Genomic DNA, 17,908 nt, shown 5'->3' with positions numbered 1-17,908 from the left:
CCGCCCATGCCCACGAGGATCCTCCCGGCCGTCGGCGACGCGGACGCGGTCCGTTCCCTCACGACCCTGCTCAGCCAGCTCCCCGACGCCGAGCCGGTCGCCCCGGTCGCCGACTCCACCCAGCTGGTGGACACCCTCGCCCGGCTCGCCGCCGAGTCGGTCGACGAGCTCCCCGAGGTCGTCGTCGTCCACGAGCGCATCGGCCCGGTGCCGGCGCTGGAACTCGTCCGCGAGGTCGCCCTGCGCTTCCCGGCGGTCGGCGTCATCCTCGTCACCACCGACGTGGGTCCCGGCCTCTTCGCCGCCGCCATGGACGCCGGCGCGCGCGGCCTGGTCACCCTGCCGCTGAACTACGAGGACCTCGCGAACCGCGTGCAGGCCGTCGCCACCTGGTCGGTCGGGGTACGACGCCATCTCGGTCACGGCGGCGACGTGTTCACCGGCGTGGGCGGCACCGTCGTCACCGTGAGCGGCGCGAAGGGAGGGGTCGGCGCGACCCTCACGGCCGTCCAGCTCGCCCTCGCCGCCCAGGCGTCCGGCCGTCCCACCGCCCTGGTCGACCTCGACCTCCAGGCCGGCGACGTCGCCTCCTACCTGGACGTGCAGTTCCGCCGTTCGGTCGTCGACCTCGCCGCCATCGCCGACATCTCGCCGCGCATCCTCGCCGAGGCCGTCTTCCGCCACGACAGCGGCGTGGCGCTCCTGCTCGCCCCCGGCGAGGGCGAACGCGGCGAGGAGGTCACCGACCGCGCCGCCCGGCAGATCCTCGGCGCGCTGCGCTCCCGGTACGAGGTCGTCGTCGTCGACTGCGGCGCCCAGTTGGCCGGGGCCGGCGCGGCCGCCGTCGAACTCGCCGACCGCGCCCTGCTCGTCACCACCCCCGACGTGGTCGCCGTGCGCGGCGCCAAGCGCACCGTGCGCATGTGGGACCGGCTGCAGATCCGCAAGGCAGAGGAGACGACCGTCGTCGTCAACCGGCACACCCGCGGGACGGAGATCCAGCCGCCGCTCATCCAGAAGATCACCGGCACGGCCGTCGCCGCGACCACCGTGCCCGCCAACTTCCGCGAGCTGCAGGCCGCGGTCGACGCCGGCCGGGTGGACACCCTCGACGCCAAGGGCGCCGTCAGGCAGGCCCTCTGGGCGCTCGCGGGGGAGCTCGCACTGGTCAAGGCGACGGAGACGGCCCTGGTGCGCCGCGGCGGCGGACGCGCACGCGGAGCGGACCGGGGACCGGCCGGGTTCCGGCGGCGGAGGGAGTGAGATGAGCGCACGGCGGACGAGGGTGCTCCTCACGGGCGACCGGGGCCAGGTCACCGTCGAGTTCCTCGGCATGCTCCCGACGATCATCGTGACCCTGGTGGTGGTGTGGCAGTTCGTCCTCCTGGGATACACGTACACGCTCGCGGGGAATGCTGCCGACGAGGCGGTGCGGGCGGGCACGGCGGCGCATCCGGGGGCGCGGTCGGCGGCCTGCGAGCAGGCGGGCAGGGACAAGCTGGGGGACGCGTGGCAGAGCGGCGCCGAGGTGAGCTGCGGGGGCAGCGGCTTCGTGACGGCCGAGGTCACGCTGCACGTCCCCGTCCTGGTCCCGGGCCTGATCGACTTCCCGTTCCCGGTGCGCGCCCACGCGGGCGCGGTCGAGGAAGAGGACGGCGACTGAGATGGCGTACCTGGCGTACCGAAGGCGCGGACGGCGGCGGGACCCCTCGCGGGACGGGCGACGAGAACGGGACCTCGCGAGAGCGAGGGAGCGGGGCCGGGACCGGGGGAGAGCGGGGGAGTGGATCCGGGACCGGTGGCGCGGAAGCGGGCGGGACCGGGGACAGGCGGCCGTCGAGTACCTCGGCTTCCTGCCCGTCCTCCTCGCCGTCGCCCTGGCCGCCGTCCAGCTCGGGCTGGTCGCGTACGCGGCGCAGCAGGCCGGGACCGCGGCGCGCACGGGGGCGCGCAGCGCGTCCCTGCGCGAGGACTACGCCGGGGACTGCGCTCGGGCGGTCAGTAGCTGGCTGAACGCCAGTTGCGTGCCCGCGTACTCCGACAAGGAGGTCCAGGTCACCTCCACCGTCTACATCCCGTCCGTCATCCCCGGCATCGGATTCGGCGAGGCCCACAGGACGGCCACGATGCCGCTCGACCACTGACCGACGCCGGTGCGGACGCCGCCGGCCACCCGGACCCCGCCGTCCACGCAGCCCACGAGACCGAAACGAAGTCCACGAGGAGGAACCGGAGATGAGCCTGCGGGCGCGCATCACCTCCCCCGACGAGCACGGCGGGCGCGGCGAGGACGGCCACATGGTCACGTCCTACCGGGCCAAGCTGCTGGAGGAGATCGACCTCGCCGAGATGAGCGCGCTGGCGGCGGCCGAACGCCGGGCGCGGCTGGAGCGGGTCCTCGGGCACATCATCAGCCGCGAGGGGCCGGTGCTGTCCACCGGGGAACGCGCGCAGCTGATCCGCCGGGTCGTCGACGAGGCGCTCGGCCTCGGCATCCTGGAACCACTGCTCGAGGACGCGTCGATCACCGAGATCATGGTCAACGGACCGGACGCGATCTTCGTCGAACGCAGCGGACGGGTGGAGCAGCTTCCCCTGCGCTTCGCGTCGAACGACCAGCTGATGCAGACGATCGAACGCATCGTCTCCACCGTCAACCGGCGGGTGGACGAGACGAACCCGATGGTCGACGCCCGCCTCCCGTCCGGCGAACGCGTCAACGTGATCATCCCCCCGCTGTCGCTCACCGGCCCCATCCTGACCATCCGCCGCTTCCCGCGCTCCTTCACCCTGCACGAACTGGTCGGCTTCGGTTCGCTGGACGAGCAGATGCTGTACCTGCTCGCCGGGCTGGTGCAGGCGAAGTTCAACGTGATCGTCTCGGGCGCGACCGGCACCGGCAAGACGACGCTGCTGAACGCGCTCTCCGGCCTGATCCCGGACGGCGAACGCATCATCACCATCGAGGACTCGGCGGAACTGCAGCTCCAGCAGTCCCATGTGATCCGGCTGGAGTCCCGCCCGCCGAACGTGGAGGGCAACGGGCGCATCACCATCCGCGACCTGGTCCGCAACTCCCTGCGGATGCGCCCCGACCGGATCGTCGTCGGCGAGGTCCGCGGCGGCGAGTCCCTCGACATGCTCCAGGCGATGTCGACGGGCCATGACGGCTCCCTCGCCACGGTCCACGCCAACAGCGCGGAGGACGCGCTGATGCGGCTGCAGACCCTCGCCTCGATGTCGGACGTCGAGATCCCCTTCGTCGCGCTGCACGACCAGATCAACAGCGCGGTGGACGTCGTCGTCCAGCTCACCCGCTTCGCCGACGGCGCCCGCCGCGTCACAGAGATCGCCCTGCTGGACAGCCACGGCGGAGAGCCGTACCGGCTGGCGACGATCGCCCGTTTCAACGCCCGGCCGATGAGCGCCGACGGCCGAATCGACGGCGCCTTCGAGTACTTCCCCCTTCCGCGCCGCACCGCGGACCGGCTCTACATGGCGAGCCAGCCGATCCCGCAGGCGTTCGGGGTCGCGCGTGACGCACTCGAACTGACCACAAGGGAAGCCCGGTAACGCTGATGGACCTCGACACCCGCATCACCCTCACCACCGGTGTGGCCCTGCTGACCTGCGCCCTGGCCGTCGCCGGCCTGCACGCCTACGCCCGGGGCCGGGCCCAGCGCGCCGAACTGGTGGAACGCCTGACCTCCGCCGGGCAGGTGCACGGAAGCAGCCGACGGCGCTTTCACACCCTGGACCGGCGGCTGCGTCGCACCGGGACCGGCCGCAGGCTGGAACTGAAGCTCGCGGCGACGGGCCTGGACGTGACACCGGGCGAGTTCTCCGTCTACCTGCTGGCCGCGGTGGCCGGCCTGTGGCTCGTCGGCCAGGCCACCCTCGCCCCCTTCTTCGGGCCGATCGCCGGCCTGCTGGGCGTGTGGGCGGCCTGGCAGTTCCTGAGCTGGCAGCGTCAGAAGCGCATCGAGAAGTTCATCAACCAACTTCCCGAACTGGCCCGCATCCTGGCCAACGCGACCCATGCCGGACTGGCGCTGCGCACCGCGATCGGCATGGCGGCGGAGGAGCTGGAGGCGCCGGCCGGTGAGGAACTGGCCAGGGTCGCCAACCAGTTGGCCGTCGGCCACTCCATGGACGACGCCCTCGGCGAACTCGCCGAGCGCCTGCCCTCCCGTGAACTGGTCGTCCTCGTCACCACCCTGGTCCTCTCCAACCGGGCCGGCGGCCAGGTCGTCGGCGCGCTGCGCAACCTGACGGAGACGCTGGAGGAACGCAAGGAGACCCGGCGCGAGGTGCGCACCCAACTGTCGCAGGTGAACATGACGGCGTACGCGGTGCCGGTGCTGGGGGTGGGCTCCCTCTTCCTCATGAACGGCGTCAAGGACGGCGCCCTGGAGCGCATGACCGGCTCCCCGGTCGGCCAGGGCGCCGTCGTCATCGCCTTCGCCCTGTACGCGGTCGGTTTCGTCCTCATCCGCCGCATGTCCCGCATCGACGTCTGAGCGGCCGGGAAGGAACGCGCGTCATGGAACTACTGCTCGCACTCGTCATGGGCCTCGCCGTCTGGGGCGCCTTCGCCGGCATCCGCATGTACCGGGCGGACGCCAAGCTTCCGCCGGACCTGGCCCTGGCCCTCGAGGTCGGCGCGACCCGCACCGGCGCGGTCGACTCGGTCGTGGACCGGCTCGGCATGCGGTACGCCCCGGCCGTGCTGCGTCTGATGGGCCCCAAGCAGGTCGCCCGGTACCGCCGCAAGATCGATCTGGCGGGCAACCCGGGCGGTCTGACCATCGACCGCTATGCGGCGCGCCGCGCGGTGTACGGCGCTCTCGGCGGCTTCGGCGGGCTCGTGTTCCTGCTGCAGGGCAGGATCGTCGTGGCCCTGCTGCTCTTCGCGTTCGCCGTGTTCTGGACCGAGGTCGGCATCTGGGCGGCGATCCGGATCCGCAAGGACGTGATCGAGCGGACGCTGCCCGACTTCCTGGACGTCCTCGCCGTCGTGGTGAGCGCCGGGCTGGGCTTCCGCCAGGCCCTCGACCGCGTCGCGTCGAAGTACGAAGGGCCCTGGGCGGACGAGATCCGCATCACCCTGCGGCAGATGGACCTCGGGGTGAGCCGGCGGCAGGCCTTCGCCGAACTGCGCCTTCGCAACGACTCCGAGCAGGTGGCCATGTTCGTCACCGCGCTCCAGCAGGGCGAGGAACTGGGTGCGCCGATCGTGGACACGCTCGTGTCGATCGCCAAGGACATGCGCCGCACGGACGCCCAGAACGCCCGCCGCAAGGCCGCCCGGGCGGTCCCGAGGGCCACGTTGATGATCACCACGTTCATGGTCCCGGCGACGATGCTCCTCCTCGGCGCCGGCCTGCTCCTCGGCTCCGGCACGGACTTCAGCCCGCTCACGGGCGACTAGGCGGGTGGGTGACCGCGATGACGGCGACGACGACCACGGCAGCGACGACCCCGGCGACGGCCCGCGCAGCGACGACCCCGGCGACAGCCACGGCACCGGCGGCGATCACGGCGTCGGCAACGGCGGCGAACACGGCGGCGGCGAAGTCCCCGGCAGCGGCGAGGGCGTTCACGAAGGCGTTCACGAGGGCGTTCACGAGGGCGTTCACCAAGGCGCGCGGCAGGCTGCCGAGGGGGCGGGTGAAGCCGACGGCGGATCCGCCCCCCATCCCGATCCAGGTCAACGCGCTGCAGGCGATGTCCCGCCAGGTCTTCGGCTTCCGGCTGGCCGTGATCGCCGTCGCGTCCCCGACGGCCCTCCTCAACGCGGCCCCGGGAATGGGCGTGCGACTGGTGGGGGCCGCGGTGGTCGTCACCTTCATGGGCTCGTACGTCCTCTTCCGCGACTGGGAACGCTTCGGCCCCCTCCTGCTGAGACACCCCTCGCTGCTCGTCGCGGACACCCTCCTCGGCGCTCTGCTGCTGGTCTCCGCGGGCCCGGGCACGACGCTCGCCTATGTCAGCGTCTGCACCCCTTTGCTGGCAGGCATCGTCTACGGCTGGCGGGGCGCCGCCGGCTTCGCCTCCCTCCAGTCGCTGATCCTGCTGCTCGTCCACGCGGCGCTGCGGCACGGGCCGGACGTGAGCGTGGCGGAACGGCTGCTGCTGCCCGGTCTCTGCGTCATCACGGGCGCGATGGGCTCCACGCTGCGAGGGCTCATGCTCCGCTTCGGCGCGGCGACGCACGCCCTGACCGACGTCAAGGCGCGCCTCGCCGTCACCGAGGCGGTGGCCGCGGAACGCGCCCGGCTGGCCCGGGAGATGCACGACTCGGTGGCCAAGACGCTGCACGGCGTGGCCCTCGCCGCGGACGCCCTGGCCCGCTCGGCGGGCTCGCCCGACATGGACCCGGCCCGGGTGCGCCGGCACGCCGAACTGATCGCGGGCGCCGCACGTCAGGCCGCCGCGGAGTCCCGCGAACTCCTTACCGACCTGCGTCGTGAGGAGCCGCAGGACACCGCTCGGGGCGGCATCGACGTACTGCCCGAACTGGCGGCCCGCACACGGGACTTCGCCGCCCGCACCGGCCTGGCGGCCAGCTACCACGCCACCGGCGACCGGGCGACGCTCCCCGTGCCGCCCGCCGTGGCCCGCCATCTCCTCACGATCACCTCGGAGGCCATGGACAACGTCCGGCGCCACGCCGACCCGACCCGCGTCGCCGTGCACGCGGGCGTCCACGACGACCGCCTGTGCATCAGCGTCTACGACGACGGCCGCGGCCTGCCCGACGGCACCACGCTCGAAGAACTGCGCCGATCCGGTCACTTCGGTCTGGTCGGAATGGTGGAGCGGGCCGCCGCCATCGGCGCCCGCATCCACATCGGCCGCGGCGCCCACCCCGGGGGCACCGAAGTCCGCCTCGAACTTCCCCTGACGGCGTCCCGCCCATGAACGACTTCCCGCACCCGAAGGACAACCACGTCATGCCGGACCCACCCGTACCCCCCGCCGCGGTGCAGCCGCTCTTCCCGCCGCCTCCCCGTCCCGCCCCCGTGCGCGTCGTCGTGGCCGACGACAACCCGGTGGTCCGCGCGGGTCTGACCGCTCTCCTCTCCGGCCGGGAGGACATCACGGTCGTCGCGGAGGCTGCGGACGGCCGCGAGGCCTACGAGGCCGCCGTACGGCACCGCCCCGACGTCGTCCTCCTGGACGTCCGCATGCCCGGCGTCGACGGTCTCGCCGCCCTCCCGCACCTGGCGCGGATCGCACAGGTCGTGATGCTGACGTACAGCCACGAGGCCGAGATCGTCCGGGCGGCCCTGCGGGGCGGAGCCGGCGGATACCTGGTCCACGGGGAGTTCACCGCCGAGGAACTGGCTTCGGCGGTACGGGACATCACCCGTGGCCGCGCCCATCTCACTCCCACGGCGGCGACGGTGGTGATGGCGCACCTCTACACCGATGCGACTGCACACGCAGAAACGGACCCAACATCCCTATTTCCTGCGACTTCTGTGAATCTGCTTTCGCAGATGCAACCGCCTGTGGGACAGTCGACGCGGGAACGGGAACGGGACGCCGGCACGAGAAGCCGGCTCAGCGCGAGGGAGGCGGAGATCATGGACCTCATCGCGTCGGGCATGAACAACCAGCAGATCGCCGCCACTTGTTTCATCAGCGAGAAGACGGTCAAGAACCACATCAACCGCATCTTCGCGAAGCTCCACAGCGCCAGCCGCTCCGAAGCCACGGCCACGTGGCTCGGCACGACTCCCGGCGCCGCACACCGAGGGGTGGGGTGACGGGTGACGAGCGGGCGACGGAACGGCCGCGCGGTCCGGAAATGGGCCCGGGATTGGGCCCGCAGGCCCTCTACCGGAACCGGTGTCGAGGCCTACGCTCAGGGTGCCGACAGCGGCACCGGCACCCAGCGAGCCGGTCACGCGACACCCGGAGGGGAACAGCATGACCCAGTGGATCAGCACGGTCGTCGCCCGTGTCCAGTCCCGAGCATTCCGCAACGACAGCGGCCAGACCGCGGTGGAGTACCTGGGCATCATCGCCGTGGTCGTGGCGATCGTCCTGGCGATCACGGGCACGGACATCGGCCAGTCCATCTACGACGCGATCACGGCGAAGATCGCCGAGGTCACCGGCGGTTGACGCCGCCGCGTGGGCGCGGTGACGCAGGGCAGGCTTTCCCCATCTACATCACGGTGGTGGCGGGCCTGCTCTTTCTCGCGTTCGCCTACCTCGCGGTCGGCCAGGCCGCGGCGAACCGCAACGGTGCGCAGACGGCGGCCGACGCGGCGGCGCTCGCGGCGGCCCAGGACACCAGGGACCAACTCGCCGAACTGTGGAAGCTGGACGTCAAGGATCCGGCGAAGTGGTGGGACATCTTCCACGGCATCGCCGCGGGGCTCACCCCCTCGTGCTGGCGGGCGTACGACCTGGCAGCGCAGAACGACGCGAGCGTGGACAGCTGTCAGCAGGACGGACTGAGGTTCACCGTCGGTGTGCGGACCGACAAGACCGTCGGGGATTCCATCGTGCCCGGTACGGAGAACGTGCGGTCCAAGGCCACCGCCTCCGCCGAGATCGACCCCCTCTGCACCTTCGAACCGCCCGGCGAGGACGCGGAGGACGACGTGCTGCCACAACTCAGCTGCGACGACGGGAACTGGACGCCGGATCCGGATCACCCCGCGGACCTGCCGAAAGCTCAGGACCTCTTCCGTGTCCATCTGGTCGACTGACAAGCGAACGCCGAGCGACGAAGGAAGCACAGACATGGGCATGCGGTTCACGACGAAGGCCCGCAGGGGGATGGTCGCGGTGACCGTGGCGGCCGGTCTCGCACTCGGGGCGGCCGGTTGCGGCGGTGGTGGCGACGACGACAAGCGGCCCGAGAGCTCCTCGTCGCCCTCCCGCGCCGGCAACTCCAAACCGAGCGCCCAGGAAGGGCAGGCGGACACGCCTCTGGCCGAGGTGAAGGGGTCCAACGGGCTGATCCTCGACATCACCTCCGCCGAGCGCGACTCCGGAGGATTCGTCACGCTGAACGGCTCGCTGAAGAACGACGGCGCGAAGAGCGTCGTGGTCCCGTCCTCGCTGAGCGGCAACGAGACCGAGATCATCCGCAACGGCCGGTCGCTCGGCGGAGCCACTCTCGTCGATCCCAAGGGCAAGAAGCGGTACTACGTCCTGCGTGACACGGACGGGCGGCCCCTGACGACGTCCGGATTCTCGACGATCAGGGCGGGGGAAAGCCTCGCCGTCTTCATGCAGTTCCCGGCGCCCCCTGCGGGAACCGCCGACGTCATGTTCCAGCTGCCGACGTTCGCCTCGGCCTCGATCACCATCTCCGGGTGAGGCCCCCCATGCCCCGCACCCGCCCCGTCCCGTTCCGTCTCGCCCTCGCCGGCCTCGCCGTCGCCGCCGTGCTCGTCGTCCCTGCTCCCGCGGAGGCCGACACCCCCAGCGTGCCGCCCGGCACCGAACCCACCGCGTCCGCGCCCGTGGACGTCGACCCCAACGACCCCGATCTCAAACTCCCCGAGGGCGGAACGCTCGCCGAGCCCAAGGTGCTCGACATCAAGCAGGTCGTCGAGGACGAGACGGGCGACGAACGCCGGGAGGACACCAACGCCGACGTGACCTTCGCGCTCCAGGCGGAAGTCCTCTTCGGCAAGGACAGCGCGAAGCTCGGCGCGGAGGCGAAGGCGCGCATCACGACGATCGCCGCCGAGATCAAGAAGCAGAACACCACCCTGGTCCGCGTCTTCGGGTTCACCGACAACCTGGGTTCCTCCGCGCACGGCGACGTTCTGTCGAAGCAGCGGGCGGACGCCGTCCAGGCGGAACTCGCGGGCGAGTTGAACGACCCGAAGATCACCTTCGAGGTGCGCGGCTACGGCGAGCAGTACCCCATCTCCGACAACTCGACCGAGGCGGGCCGCAAGAAGAACCGCCGAGTGGAGGTCACGTTCCCGCGCACGGCGAGCTGACCGGCGAAGGCGCCGCGGCCGCGCACGTTCTCCCGGCGGTGCGCGGCAGGGACCCCGGCGACCGCGCCGACGGTCCCGGGGCTGCTGATTCGCACCCGTGCCGTGGGTGCCGGCGGCGCTCCGGGCCGACGGGACGCCGCAGCCGCGTCAGGCGCGCCTCGTCGAAGGTTCTCGTCAGGTGAGGTTGCTGACCCAGCCGGAGCAGGTGCCCGCGGTGATCAGCTTGGTGTTCCAGTGGCCGAGGCAGACGCGGAAGCGGATGGTGACGCTCTCGGTGAAGTCCTTGTTCTTGTAGCGGTCCGTGCTGGCCCCGTCAGCGTTGAAGATGGAGCCGAACCGGTTTCCCACTTCCCAGTCCACGACGGCGGAGGAGCCGTCCGCCTTCCCGTCGTAGACCGAGAACCAGTCGCCGGGGGGCGAGAAGCAGGCGCGGTAGATGATGCCGCCGTCCTCCTGCTTGGTGGCGCACTTCACCCACTCGACCTCGTTGGCGTAGTCGGTGGCGGTCGCACGCTCGACTTCGCCGGCGGCGCTCGCCTGGGTGACGGTGAGAAGAAGGGTGGCCGAGAGGGTGCCTGCGACGGTGCCTATTCGCTTGAGCCGGCGGTTCTTGAGCACGCGATTCCTTTTGTGGGTGGTGTCCAACAAGGCGTTGGCGAACTCGCAAGGTTAGCCATGAGCGCCCAGTCGATCAAGCGTTTGTTCGATATGGTCGCTTTGTTGGGAGGACAAACGTCACTTGGCGGACGCATCCCCACACCCGCTCGGCGGCGGCGAGCAGGGCGGCCGCAAGTCCCTTGGGTCCACGCCTTGTTGGGTGCTGGCGGCCACGCACCGCCGGACAGGACCCGGTCGCGCTGTTTCGCCGGCGGCGGTTTCCGGATCGCGAGTGGGAAAGCGAGAGTACGGAAAGGCGGAACCGAAGCCGGCCGTCCTGGTGACGAATTCCCGGGTCATCGCGGAATTGGCGCCCGTCCGCCGGGCGGTGGTGTTCGGCTTTATCCGTTCGCGGATTCCCCGTCGGTCTGCATGCCCTCTTCCCGCGCCCGCTGGTAGTGCAGCAGGACGACTCCGCCTCCGAATGTGTGGGACTCGACAAGGGCGAGTGGGGCCAGGGTGTCGGACCGGGGGAAAAGGGGTTTGCCGCGGCCGATGAGGACGGGGTGGACGTACAGGCGGATCTCGTCGACGAGGCCGTGGCGCAGGAAGGCCGCGGCGAGGTCGGCCCCGCCGAGCCCCAGGTCCCCGCCGGGCTGCCGGGTGAGGGCGCGGACCTCGTCGGGCACGACTTCCCGGACGATCACCGTGTTCCAGTCGGCGTGCTGCAGGGACCGGGAGTACACGTACTTCGGGATCGCCCGCCAGATGCCGGCGAACTCGGCCATGGCCCCGTCGGGGTCGACGTCGGGGCCGGAGTCGAACGTGGGCCAGAAGCCGGCCATCAGCTCGTGCGTGACCCGTCCGGAGAGCAGGCCGCCCAGCCCTCGGACGACGTCGTTCATGTGCCGGTGGAGTTCCTCGTCGACGCGATGCCAGGAGATGTCACGGTCCGGGCCCTCGATGTACCCGTCGAGGGACACCGACATCATCAGGACGATCTTGCGCATCACGCACCTCGCTGGACCATGGACGGACTCGGCGGACGGTCGGAAGGGTAGGCCTTGGAGGACGCGAAAGGTGGGACATGAGGCGCTGGCGTGACGGGCGGGGCCGGCTGACGGTGCACGGGGACGGCGGGGCCGTCGCGATCGTCCCGCTGGAGGTCGCCGCCTCCTACCGGGCGCGCACCAAAGGCCTGCTGGGGAGGGACGCCGTCGACGGCGCGCTGCTGCTCTCCCCGGCCTCCGGCATCCACACGTTCCGTATGCGCATCCCCATCGACGTGGCCTACCTGAGCGGAGACCTCACCGTCCTCGCCGTCCGCACCATGCGCCCCGGCCGCCTCGGCCTGCCGCGGCTGCGCGCCCGGCACGTGCTGGAGGCGGAGGCGGGGACCATGGCGGGGTGGGGCGTAGAGGCGGGCGCGCGGGTCACGGTCGAGGTGGACGGAACGAGCTGAGGGGGGCTCTCCGGGGTCGGAATCCGGGGACCCGGTCCGTGGGGGAAAATCGCACGCGCTCGGTTCCGGCCCTCTGCGACGATCCCCCTATGAAGCAGGACGACCGCGGCGAGCGTGCCGCCTTCGAGGACCTGGTGGCCGAGGGCGCAGCCGTCCCCACCGACGGCTGGGACTTCTCCTGGTTCGAGGGGCGGGCGACCGAGGCGCGGCCCTCCTGGGGGTACGCGCTGTCGCTGGCCGGGCGGTTGGCGGGCGCGCATGCCGCGCTCGACGTGCAGACCGGGGGCGGGGAGGTGCTGGACTTCGCTCTCGAACGGGCCGCGCCCAAGGCCCCCGTCCTCACCGTCGCGACAGAGGGGTGGCCGGCGAACGTCGCCAAGGCGACCACGCTGCTGCGACCGCGCGGCATCGCGGTCGTCGCGTCCCCGGAGGACGCCCCGCTGCCCTTCGCGGACGCCGCCTTCGACCTCGTCAGCAGCAGGCATCCGGTGCGGCCCCCCTGGCGCGAGATCACCCGTGTGCTGCAGCCCGGCGGGACCTACTTCGCCCAACACGTCGGCCCCCGCAGCGTCTTCGAGCTCGTCGAGTACTTCCTCGGGCCGCAGCCGCAGGAGGTGAGCGGCAACCGGCACCCCGAACGTGAGCGCGCCGACGCGGAGGCGGCGGGACTTCAGATCGTCGACCTGCGGGCGGAACGGCTGCGCGTCGAGTTCCACGACATCGCCGCCGTCGTGCACTTCCTGCGCAAGGTCGTGTGGATGGTTCCCGGCTTCACGGTGGCGGCCTACCGGCCCCGGCTCCGCGCCCTGCACGAGCAGATCGAGGCCGACGGCCCGTTCGTCGCGCACAGCACCCGCCACCTCGTGGAAGCCCGCCGGCCGTAGCCCCGTCACCACCCGACCGCGGCCTTCACGGAGTTTCCACATCGTTATCGCGATCGGTTCCTGTCACCCGTCGCCCTCACGTAGGTTCTAGCGGAGGCAATTCGCGTGAGCAAAGCTGCGTGGACGTCACCGCGCAGCGGAGGGGGCTGCGCGGTGACGCCCTCGTCAAGGTGGGGTTCTCCTCGGGTTAGCCCGTCGGGGGGATGCTCGGGCGGAGGGGCGGACGGTGGTGGATGCGCCCCGGACCCGGGACTTCCGTCGGCGAACGGCTGACTTTCCCTGGGAATCAGATGCGTTCCGGCCATGAACCACCCATGATCGACGATCGAAACGGTCACCGCCGCGTCGTCGATCGACTGCGGAGAGTAGTTGTGGCGCGCCGATGCGCGCATCAGCACTCACGAAGGGTTATGGTGGAAACCCCCCCTCGGGCCGGTCCGTCTCCCCCCCACGGACCGGCCCGTTTTTTTGCCCAAGTCCGCACAGGGGTAGGCTGCGCCCCGCGGGGACCGCACCGTTCGGAGGGGCTGACAATCACGTGAACCTGCGCGACAAGCTGCGCGGCCTTCTGGTCAGGCTGTACGCACGCCGGGTGGAAGGCCACCTGGACCACGCTCAGGTGCCCAAGCACATCGGCGTCATCATGGACGGCAACCGACGCTGGGCGAAGGCCTCGGGTTCCACGACCGAGCACGGCCACCGGGCCGGTGCGGACAAGATCGAGGAGTTCCTCGGCTGGTGCACCGAGACGGACGTCGAGGTCGTCACCCTCTGGCTGCTCTCGACGGACAACCTCGACCGCCCCCAGGAAGAACTCGTCCCGCTCCTCGGCATCATCGAGGACGTCGTGCGCACGCTCGCCGCCGACGGCCGCTGGCGCGTCCATCACGTCGGCACGGCCGACATCCTCCCCTCCCATGTGCAGACCGCGCTGAAGGAGGCCGAGGAGTCCACCGCCCACGTCGACGGGATACTGGTCAACGTCGCGATCGGCTACGGCGGCCGCCAGGAGATCGCCGACGCCGTGCGCTCGATGATCGTGGACGCGGCGGACCGGGGCACTTCGATGGAGGACCTCGCGGACTCCGTCAGCGTCGACCTGATCAGCCGCCACCTCTACACCGGCGCCCAGCCCGACCCCGACCTCGTGATCCGCACCAGCGGCGAGCAGCGGCTGTCCGGGTTCATGCTGTGGCAGACGGCCCATGCGGAGTACTACTTCTGCGAGGTCTTCTGGCCGGCCTTCCGCAAGGTGGACTTCCTGCGCGCCCTGCGCGACTACGCGGCCCGCCACCGCCGCTACGGCGGCTGAACCGCCGCACACGTGCGCCCTTCCGGGGCGCCCCGTCTACCCCTTTCCGGGGCGGAAGTAACGCGGAGTTCACCGGCGCGCCGTCATATGCCGTGGCATGACGGCGCGTTTTCGAGGGCATAAGCCAAGCAGGTCGACGCCCGAACCACGGGTGTCGGATCTCAGCGGACGGCACGGGGCCGTCCGCCCGGGAGGCCCTTTGCACCAGCCCGACCGTGCGGTCACGGCACGGAAGAAGCAGCGGGGGGCCGGTACTCGGCCCGTGCACAGCGGCGGCCGACGACCGGCCTGGTTCTTCCCGCCCTCCCGGCCCTGCTTCCACTCCGTCGCTCCCCGACCTCATCCGAGGGGGTACGTCCTTCCGTGGTGACCAGCACAAAGCGCCGTATGCCAGACCGGCGCACCTATGTTCTCGACACCAGCGTCCTGCTGGCCGACCCGAACGCCCTGACCCGATTCGACGAGCACGAGGTCGTGCTTCCCATCGTCGTGGTCACGGAGCTGGAGGCCAAGCGGCACCATCCGGAGCTCGGCTACTTCGCCCGGCAGGCGCTCCGCCTGCTGGACGACTACCGGGTGAAGTTCGGTCGCCTCGACGCCCCCATCCCGATCGGGGAACTCGGCGGCACCGTCCGTGTCGAGCTCAACCACTCGGACCCCAGTGTGCTGCCGACCGGCTACCGCCTGGGGGACAACGACTCCCGCATCCTCGCGGTCGCCCGCAATCTGCAGGCCGAGGGATTCGACGTCACCGTCGTGTCGAAGGACCTGCCGCTCAGGATCAAGGCGTCCTCGGTCGGTCTCCTCGCCGAGGAGTACCGCGCCGAACTCGCCATCACGGGTTCCTCCGGCTGGACCGGAATGTCCGAACTGACCCTGTCCGGCGAGCAGGTGGACATCCTCTTCGACGTCGGGCACATCCACGTGCCCGAGGCCGCGGGCCTGCCCGTGCACACCGGTCTGACCATCCAGTCGGAGCGCGGCAAGGCCCTGGGCCGGGTCACCGCCGACGGAGACGTCCGCCTCGTGCGCGGCGACCGCGAGGCCTTCGGCATCAAGGGCCGCAGCGCCGAGCAGCGCATCGCCCTCGATCTGCTGCTCGACCCGGACGTCGGGATCCTGTCCATGGGCGGCCGGGCCGGCACCGGCAAGTCCGCGCTCGCGCTCTGCGCGGGTCTCGAGGCGGTCCTGGAGCGCCGTCAGCACCAGAAGGTGATGGTCTTCCGGCCGCTGTACGCGGTGGGCGGGCAGGAGCTGGGCTATCTGCCCGGGTCCGAGGCCGACAAGATGGGTCCCTGGGCGCAGGCGGTCTTCGACACGCTGTCCGCGGTCACCAGCCGCGAGGTCATCGAGGAGGTCACCGCACGCGGGATGCTGGAGGTCCTGCCCCTGACCCACATCCGGGGACGCTCCCTCCACGACGCCTTCGTGATCGTCGACGAGGCGCAGTCGCTCGAACGGAATGTGCTGCTCACCGTTCTGTCCCGGATCGGCGCGAATTCCCGGGTGGTTCTGACCCACGATGTGGCGCAAAGGGACAATCTGCGGGTCGGCCGTTATGACGGCGTGGTCGCCGTCGTCGAGAAACTGAAGGGGCATCCGCTCTTCGCCCACGTGACGCTGAACCGGTCCGAGAGGTCCCAGATCGCGGCACTAGTGACCGAAATGCTGGAGGATGGGCAGATCTGAAGTAGCTGCCCCAAGTAATCGGGGTAATGCGACGGTTGGCGCCGTCCGGCAAAGGCAGTGAGCCTAGCCGGGCGGCGCCGGCGTATGTGGGGGTTTCGAGAAATCCCCAGGGTCCCGGAGGGTGTGAGCTTTCACACGTAACTCGGAATTGCCTCACGCAGTCCGGTTACGGCAAAGTCTCAGTCCTGTCAGGCCCCGCATGCGACACACCTGTGCCCCCAGCAGTACGGCACCGCTTGAGCATCACCGTCAACTCCATATCGACCGTCGTATGCCGCCCGTGCACCACGCGGCGCTCCCGCACCGGGAGTTGCCCACCGGGCCCGTGTCTCCTGTGACCCCGCAGTTCGGAGACCAGCGACAAGGGCACGATTGCGTCCGCCAGGGTCACCGAAGCGGGCGACGCTGGAAGGAAAACCGTGTGAGCCGGATCTCGGTCCGGGGACTCGCAGTGGCCTCGGCCACGGCGGTCACCGCTGTCGGAAGCGTCGTCGGCGTTGCCTCGGGCAGCGTCGCGCAGGCCAACGACGCAGATGCGACGGCAAGCGACGCGACGCTCCTCGCCGACATCCCTGTAGGCCAGCAGGCCCAGGTGCAGACGGCGTCCCTCACGCAGCAGGCCAGCTACCAGGCCATCGCCGCTGACGAGGGCGCGAAGAAGGATGCCGAGGAAGCCGCGCGCAAGGCCGCGGCCGAGACGGCTGTCGCGAAGAAGAAGGCCGCCGAGAAGGCCGCCAAGGACCGCGCGGAGGCCAAGGCCAAGGCCAGCCGCAGCGCCGGCGACTTCCCGATCCAGGGCTCGTACAGCATCGGGCAGATCCAGGCGATGGCGGCGCAGATGGTGCCGAGCGGCCAGTTCCAGTGCTTCAGCAACATCGTGGACCACGAGTCCAGCTGGAACTACCACGCGGTCAACGCCTCCTCCGGCGCCTACGGCCTCTTCCAGGCGCTGCCCGCCGGCAAATACGCGTCCGCCGGCGCCGACTGGCAGAGCAACCCGGCCACCCAGATCAAGTGGGGCCTGAACTACATGGACAGCCGGTACGGCAGTCCCTGTGAGGCGTGGTCGTTCTGGCAGGCCAACCACTGGTACTAGGCAGCCCGATGGGCAGCCGACGCCGCTGCGCGGTGACGACCTGGGCCGGCGACCGGTACCGAACGACTGAGCCGAGGGCCCGCGCGGCCCTCGGCCGTTCGTCGTCCCTTCACCCGATGACACTGCAGAAGGAATTCGTGTGAACCGGATATCGGTCAGGGGCTTCGCCGTGGCATCGGCGACCGCCGTCACCACCGTCGGAGCCGTCGTGGGGGTCGCCCAGGGCAGCGCCGCGCAGCCCGCCGACGACGCCCAGGCGGTGGGCGACTCCACGCTGCTCGCCGATTTACCGGCCGGACAGCTCGCCCAGGTGCAGACCGACTCGATGACGCACCAGGCGACCGTCCAGGCCATTGCGGCGGACACCACCGCACGCAAGGCGGCGGAGGAGACGGCCCGCAAGCAGGCCGCCAAGGACGCGGTGGCCAAGCAGAAGGCCGCCGAGAAAGCCGAAGAGAAGGCCGAGGCCCGGGCGAAGGCCGCGCAGGAGGCCAAGGACCGTGCGGCCGCACGGACCCAGAGCGCGTCGGCCGGTCCCACCGGTGACGCCGGCGACTTCCCGCAGCAGGCCTCGTACACGGTCGGCGAGGTCAAGGCCATCGCCCAGCAGATGGTGCCGAGCGGCCAGTTCCAGTGCTTCAGCAACATCGTGAACCACGAGTCCACGTGGAACTACCGGGCCGTCAACCCCTCTTCGGGCGCGTACGGCCTCGTCCAGGCCTACCCCGGGTCGAAGATGTCGTCCGCCGGCTCCGACTGGCGGACCAATCCGGCCACTCAGATCAAGTGGGGCCTGAACTACATGAACGAGCGGTACGGCAGCCCCTGCGACGCCTGGGCCTTCTGGCAGGCCAACGGCTCGTACTGACGGACTGTTCCGCTCCGCGC

21 protein-coding genes are annotated in these 17,908 nt (G+C 70.9%); 18 read left to right on the top strand and 3 right to left on the bottom strand.

Features of this window, described 5'->3' with window-relative positions:
* The first annotated feature begins 6 nt into the window (after window positions 1–6).
* From OHS82_RS16440 to OHS82_RS16415, 6 genes are all read left to right on the top strand, one after another.
* Window positions 7–1,263 carry an AAA family ATPase gene (locus tag OHS82_RS16440; protein ID WP_057584454.1) on the top strand — a complete coding sequence of 419 codons (1,257 nt, stop codon included), beginning with the start codon at window positions 7–9 and terminating at the stop codon, window positions 1,261–1,263.
* 1 nt (window position 1,264) lies between these two features.
* Window positions 1,265–1,663 carry a TadE/TadG family type IV pilus assembly protein gene (locus tag OHS82_RS16435; protein ID WP_057584453.1) on the top strand — a complete coding sequence of 133 codons (399 nt, stop codon included), beginning with the start codon at window positions 1,265–1,267 and terminating at the stop codon, window positions 1,661–1,663.
* Between the two features lie 124 nt (window positions 1,664–1,787).
* A complete protein-coding gene (locus OHS82_RS16430) occupies window positions 1,788–2,144 on the top strand; it encodes a TadE/TadG family type IV pilus assembly protein (RefSeq protein WP_057584754.1) in 357 nt (118 codons plus the stop codon).
* 91 nt (window positions 2,145–2,235) lie between these two features.
* Window positions 2,236–3,573, top strand: a complete 1,338-nt coding sequence (locus tag OHS82_RS16425; RefSeq protein WP_057584452.1) for a CpaF family protein — start codon at window positions 2,236–2,238, stop codon at window positions 3,571–3,573.
* Between the two features lie 5 nt (window positions 3,574–3,578).
* Complete coding sequence (locus tag OHS82_RS16420; protein ID WP_057584451.1) at window positions 3,579–4,520, top strand: type II secretion system F family protein; 942 nt, start codon at window positions 3,579–3,581, stop codon at window positions 4,518–4,520.
* 23 nt (window positions 4,521–4,543) lie between these two features.
* The gene (locus OHS82_RS16415) at window positions 4,544–5,431 is read left to right on the top strand and encodes a DUF5936 domain-containing protein (protein WP_057584450.1); all 888 of its coding nucleotides are present in this window, start codon (window positions 4,544–4,546) and stop codon (window positions 5,429–5,431) included.
* On the opposite strand, the gene OHS82_RS16410 is transcribed toward OHS82_RS16415, so the two are convergent.
* Window positions 5,418–5,627, bottom strand: a complete 210-nt coding sequence (locus OHS82_RS16410; protein ID WP_328434073.1) for a hypothetical protein — start codon at window positions 5,625–5,627, stop codon at window positions 5,418–5,420. The two genes, OHS82_RS16415 and OHS82_RS16410, sit on opposite strands and share 14 nt — an antisense overlap.
* 100 nt (window positions 5,628–5,727) lie before the next feature.
* On the opposite strand from OHS82_RS16410, the gene OHS82_RS16405 reads away from it, so the two are divergent.
* The 6 genes from OHS82_RS16405 to OHS82_RS16380 all read left to right on the top strand — a co-directional run bounded on the left by OHS82_RS16405 (window position 5,728) and on the right by OHS82_RS16380 (window position 9,980).
* Entirely contained in the window at window positions 5,728–6,924 is a 1,197-nt protein-coding gene (locus OHS82_RS16405) for a sensor histidine kinase (protein ID WP_057584448.1), read from the top strand.
* A 32-nt stretch (window positions 6,925–6,956) separates the two neighbouring features.
* Window positions 6,957–7,775 carry a response regulator transcription factor gene (locus OHS82_RS16400; protein WP_328436069.1) on the top strand — a complete coding sequence of 273 codons (819 nt, stop codon included), beginning with the start codon at window positions 6,957–6,959 and terminating at the stop codon, window positions 7,773–7,775.
* A 163-nt stretch (window positions 7,776–7,938) separates the two neighbouring features.
* A complete protein-coding gene (locus OHS82_RS16395) occupies window positions 7,939–8,136 on the top strand; it encodes a Flp family type IVb pilin (protein WP_057584447.1) in 198 nt (65 codons plus the stop codon).
* Window positions 8,133–8,729, top strand: coding sequence for a pilus assembly protein TadG-related protein (locus OHS82_RS16390; RefSeq protein WP_057584446.1), 597 nt, complete (start codon window positions 8,133–8,135; stop codon window positions 8,727–8,729). The genes OHS82_RS16395 and OHS82_RS16390 overlap by 4 nt, the downstream gene beginning before the upstream one ends.
* Before the next feature lie 34 nt (window positions 8,730–8,763).
* Window positions 8,764–9,345 (top strand): hypothetical protein, encoded by a 582-nt coding sequence (locus tag OHS82_RS16385; protein ID WP_057584445.1) that lies wholly within the window; start codon window positions 8,764–8,766, stop codon window positions 9,343–9,345.
* An 8-nt stretch (window positions 9,346–9,353) separates the two neighbouring features.
* A complete protein-coding gene (locus OHS82_RS16380) occupies window positions 9,354–9,980 on the top strand; it encodes an OmpA family protein (protein ID WP_328434072.1) in 627 nt (208 codons plus the stop codon).
* Window positions 9,981–10,154: 174 nt separating this feature from the next.
* On the opposite strand, the gene OHS82_RS16375 is transcribed toward OHS82_RS16380, so the two are convergent.
* A complete protein-coding gene (locus OHS82_RS16375) occupies window positions 10,155–10,598 on the bottom strand; it encodes a hypothetical protein (protein WP_057584444.1) in 444 nt (147 codons plus the stop codon).
* 380 nt (window positions 10,599–10,978) lie between these two features.
* Window positions 10,979–11,587, bottom strand: coding sequence for a dihydrofolate reductase family protein (locus OHS82_RS16370; protein ID WP_057584443.1), 609 nt, complete (start codon window positions 11,585–11,587; stop codon window positions 10,979–10,981).
* A gap of 77 nt (window positions 11,588–11,664) precedes the next feature.
* Here OHS82_RS16370 and OHS82_RS16365 point away from each other — a divergent pair, with 77 nt between their 5' ends.
* From OHS82_RS16365 to OHS82_RS16340, 6 genes are all read left to right on the top strand, one after another.
* Window positions 11,665–12,039, top strand: coding sequence for a DUF192 domain-containing protein (locus OHS82_RS16365; RefSeq protein ID WP_057584442.1), 375 nt, complete (start codon window positions 11,665–11,667; stop codon window positions 12,037–12,039).
* Window positions 12,040–12,128: 89 nt separating this feature from the next.
* Entirely contained in the window at window positions 12,129–12,923 is a 795-nt protein-coding gene (locus OHS82_RS16360) for a methyltransferase domain-containing protein (protein WP_057584441.1), read from the top strand.
* A 538-nt stretch (window positions 12,924–13,461) separates the two neighbouring features.
* Window positions 13,462–14,235: an isoprenyl transferase gene (locus tag OHS82_RS16355; protein WP_057584440.1), complete on the top strand. Its 774-nt coding sequence runs from the start codon at window positions 13,462–13,464 to the stop codon at window positions 14,233–14,235.
* A gap of 363 nt (window positions 14,236–14,598) precedes the next feature.
* Window positions 14,599–15,924: a PhoH family protein gene (locus tag OHS82_RS16350; RefSeq protein ID WP_057584439.1), complete on the top strand. Its 1,326-nt coding sequence runs from the start codon at window positions 14,599–14,601 to the stop codon at window positions 15,922–15,924.
* A 421-nt stretch (window positions 15,925–16,345) separates the two neighbouring features.
* Window positions 16,346–17,020: a transglycosylase SLT domain-containing protein gene (locus OHS82_RS16345; RefSeq protein ID WP_057584438.1), complete on the top strand. Its 675-nt coding sequence runs from the start codon at window positions 16,346–16,348 to the stop codon at window positions 17,018–17,020.
* Window positions 17,021–17,159: 139 nt separating this feature from the next.
* The gene (locus OHS82_RS16340; RefSeq protein WP_057584437.1) at window positions 17,160–17,888 is read left to right on the top strand and encodes a transglycosylase SLT domain-containing protein; all 729 of its coding nucleotides are present in this window, start codon (window positions 17,160–17,162) and stop codon (window positions 17,886–17,888) included.
* Window positions 17,889–17,908: the final 20 nt, after the last annotated feature.

Origin of the sequence: Streptomyces sp. NBC_00425 (genome assembly GCF_036030735.1) — a bacterium.
Lineage (GTDB): Bacteria > Actinomycetota > Actinomycetes > Streptomycetales > Streptomycetaceae > Streptomyces.
Note: the sequence above shows the minus strand (reverse complement) of the source record. Positions and strands in the feature narration are given on the sequence as shown.

Bases quoted from the DNA above. Each gene is read 5' to 3' on its own strand.
- OHS82_RS16440 (WP_057584454.1), top strand. From the start codon at position 7: ATGCCCACGAGGATCCTCCCGGCCGTCGGCGACGCGGACGCGGTCCGT.
- OHS82_RS16435 (WP_057584453.1), top strand. From the start codon at position 1,265: ATGAGCGCACGGCGGACGAGGGTGCTCCTCACGGGCGACCGGGGCCAG.
- OHS82_RS16425 (WP_057584452.1), top strand. From the start codon at position 2,236: ATGAGCCTGCGGGCGCGCATCACCTCCCCCGACGAGCACGGCGGGCGC.
- OHS82_RS16420 (WP_057584451.1), top strand. From the start codon at position 3,579: ATGGACCTCGACACCCGCATCACCCTCACCACCGGTGTGGCCCTGCTG.
- OHS82_RS16415 (WP_057584450.1), top strand. From the start codon at position 4,544: ATGGAACTACTGCTCGCACTCGTCATGGGCCTCGCCGTCTGGGGCGCC.
- OHS82_RS16405 (WP_057584448.1), top strand. From the start codon at position 5,728: ATGTCCCGCCAGGTCTTCGGCTTCCGGCTGGCCGTGATCGCCGTCGCG.
- OHS82_RS16400 (WP_328436069.1), top strand. From the start codon at position 6,957: ATGCCGGACCCACCCGTACCCCCCGCCGCGGTGCAGCCGCTCTTCCCG.
- OHS82_RS16395 (WP_057584447.1), top strand. From the start codon at position 7,939: ATGACCCAGTGGATCAGCACGGTCGTCGCCCGTGTCCAGTCCCGAGCA.
- OHS82_RS16385 (WP_057584445.1), top strand. From the start codon at position 8,764: ATGGGCATGCGGTTCACGACGAAGGCCCGCAGGGGGATGGTCGCGGTG.
- OHS82_RS16380 (WP_328434072.1), top strand. From the start codon at position 9,354: ATGCCCCGCACCCGCCCCGTCCCGTTCCGTCTCGCCCTCGCCGGCCTC.
- OHS82_RS16370 (WP_057584443.1), bottom strand. From the start codon at position 11,587: ATGCGCAAGATCGTCCTGATGATGTCGGTGTCCCTCGACGGGTACATC.
- OHS82_RS16365 (WP_057584442.1), top strand. From the start codon at position 11,665: ATGAGGCGCTGGCGTGACGGGCGGGGCCGGCTGACGGTGCACGGGGAC.
- OHS82_RS16360 (WP_057584441.1), top strand. From the start codon at position 12,129: ATGAAGCAGGACGACCGCGGCGAGCGTGCCGCCTTCGAGGACCTGGTG.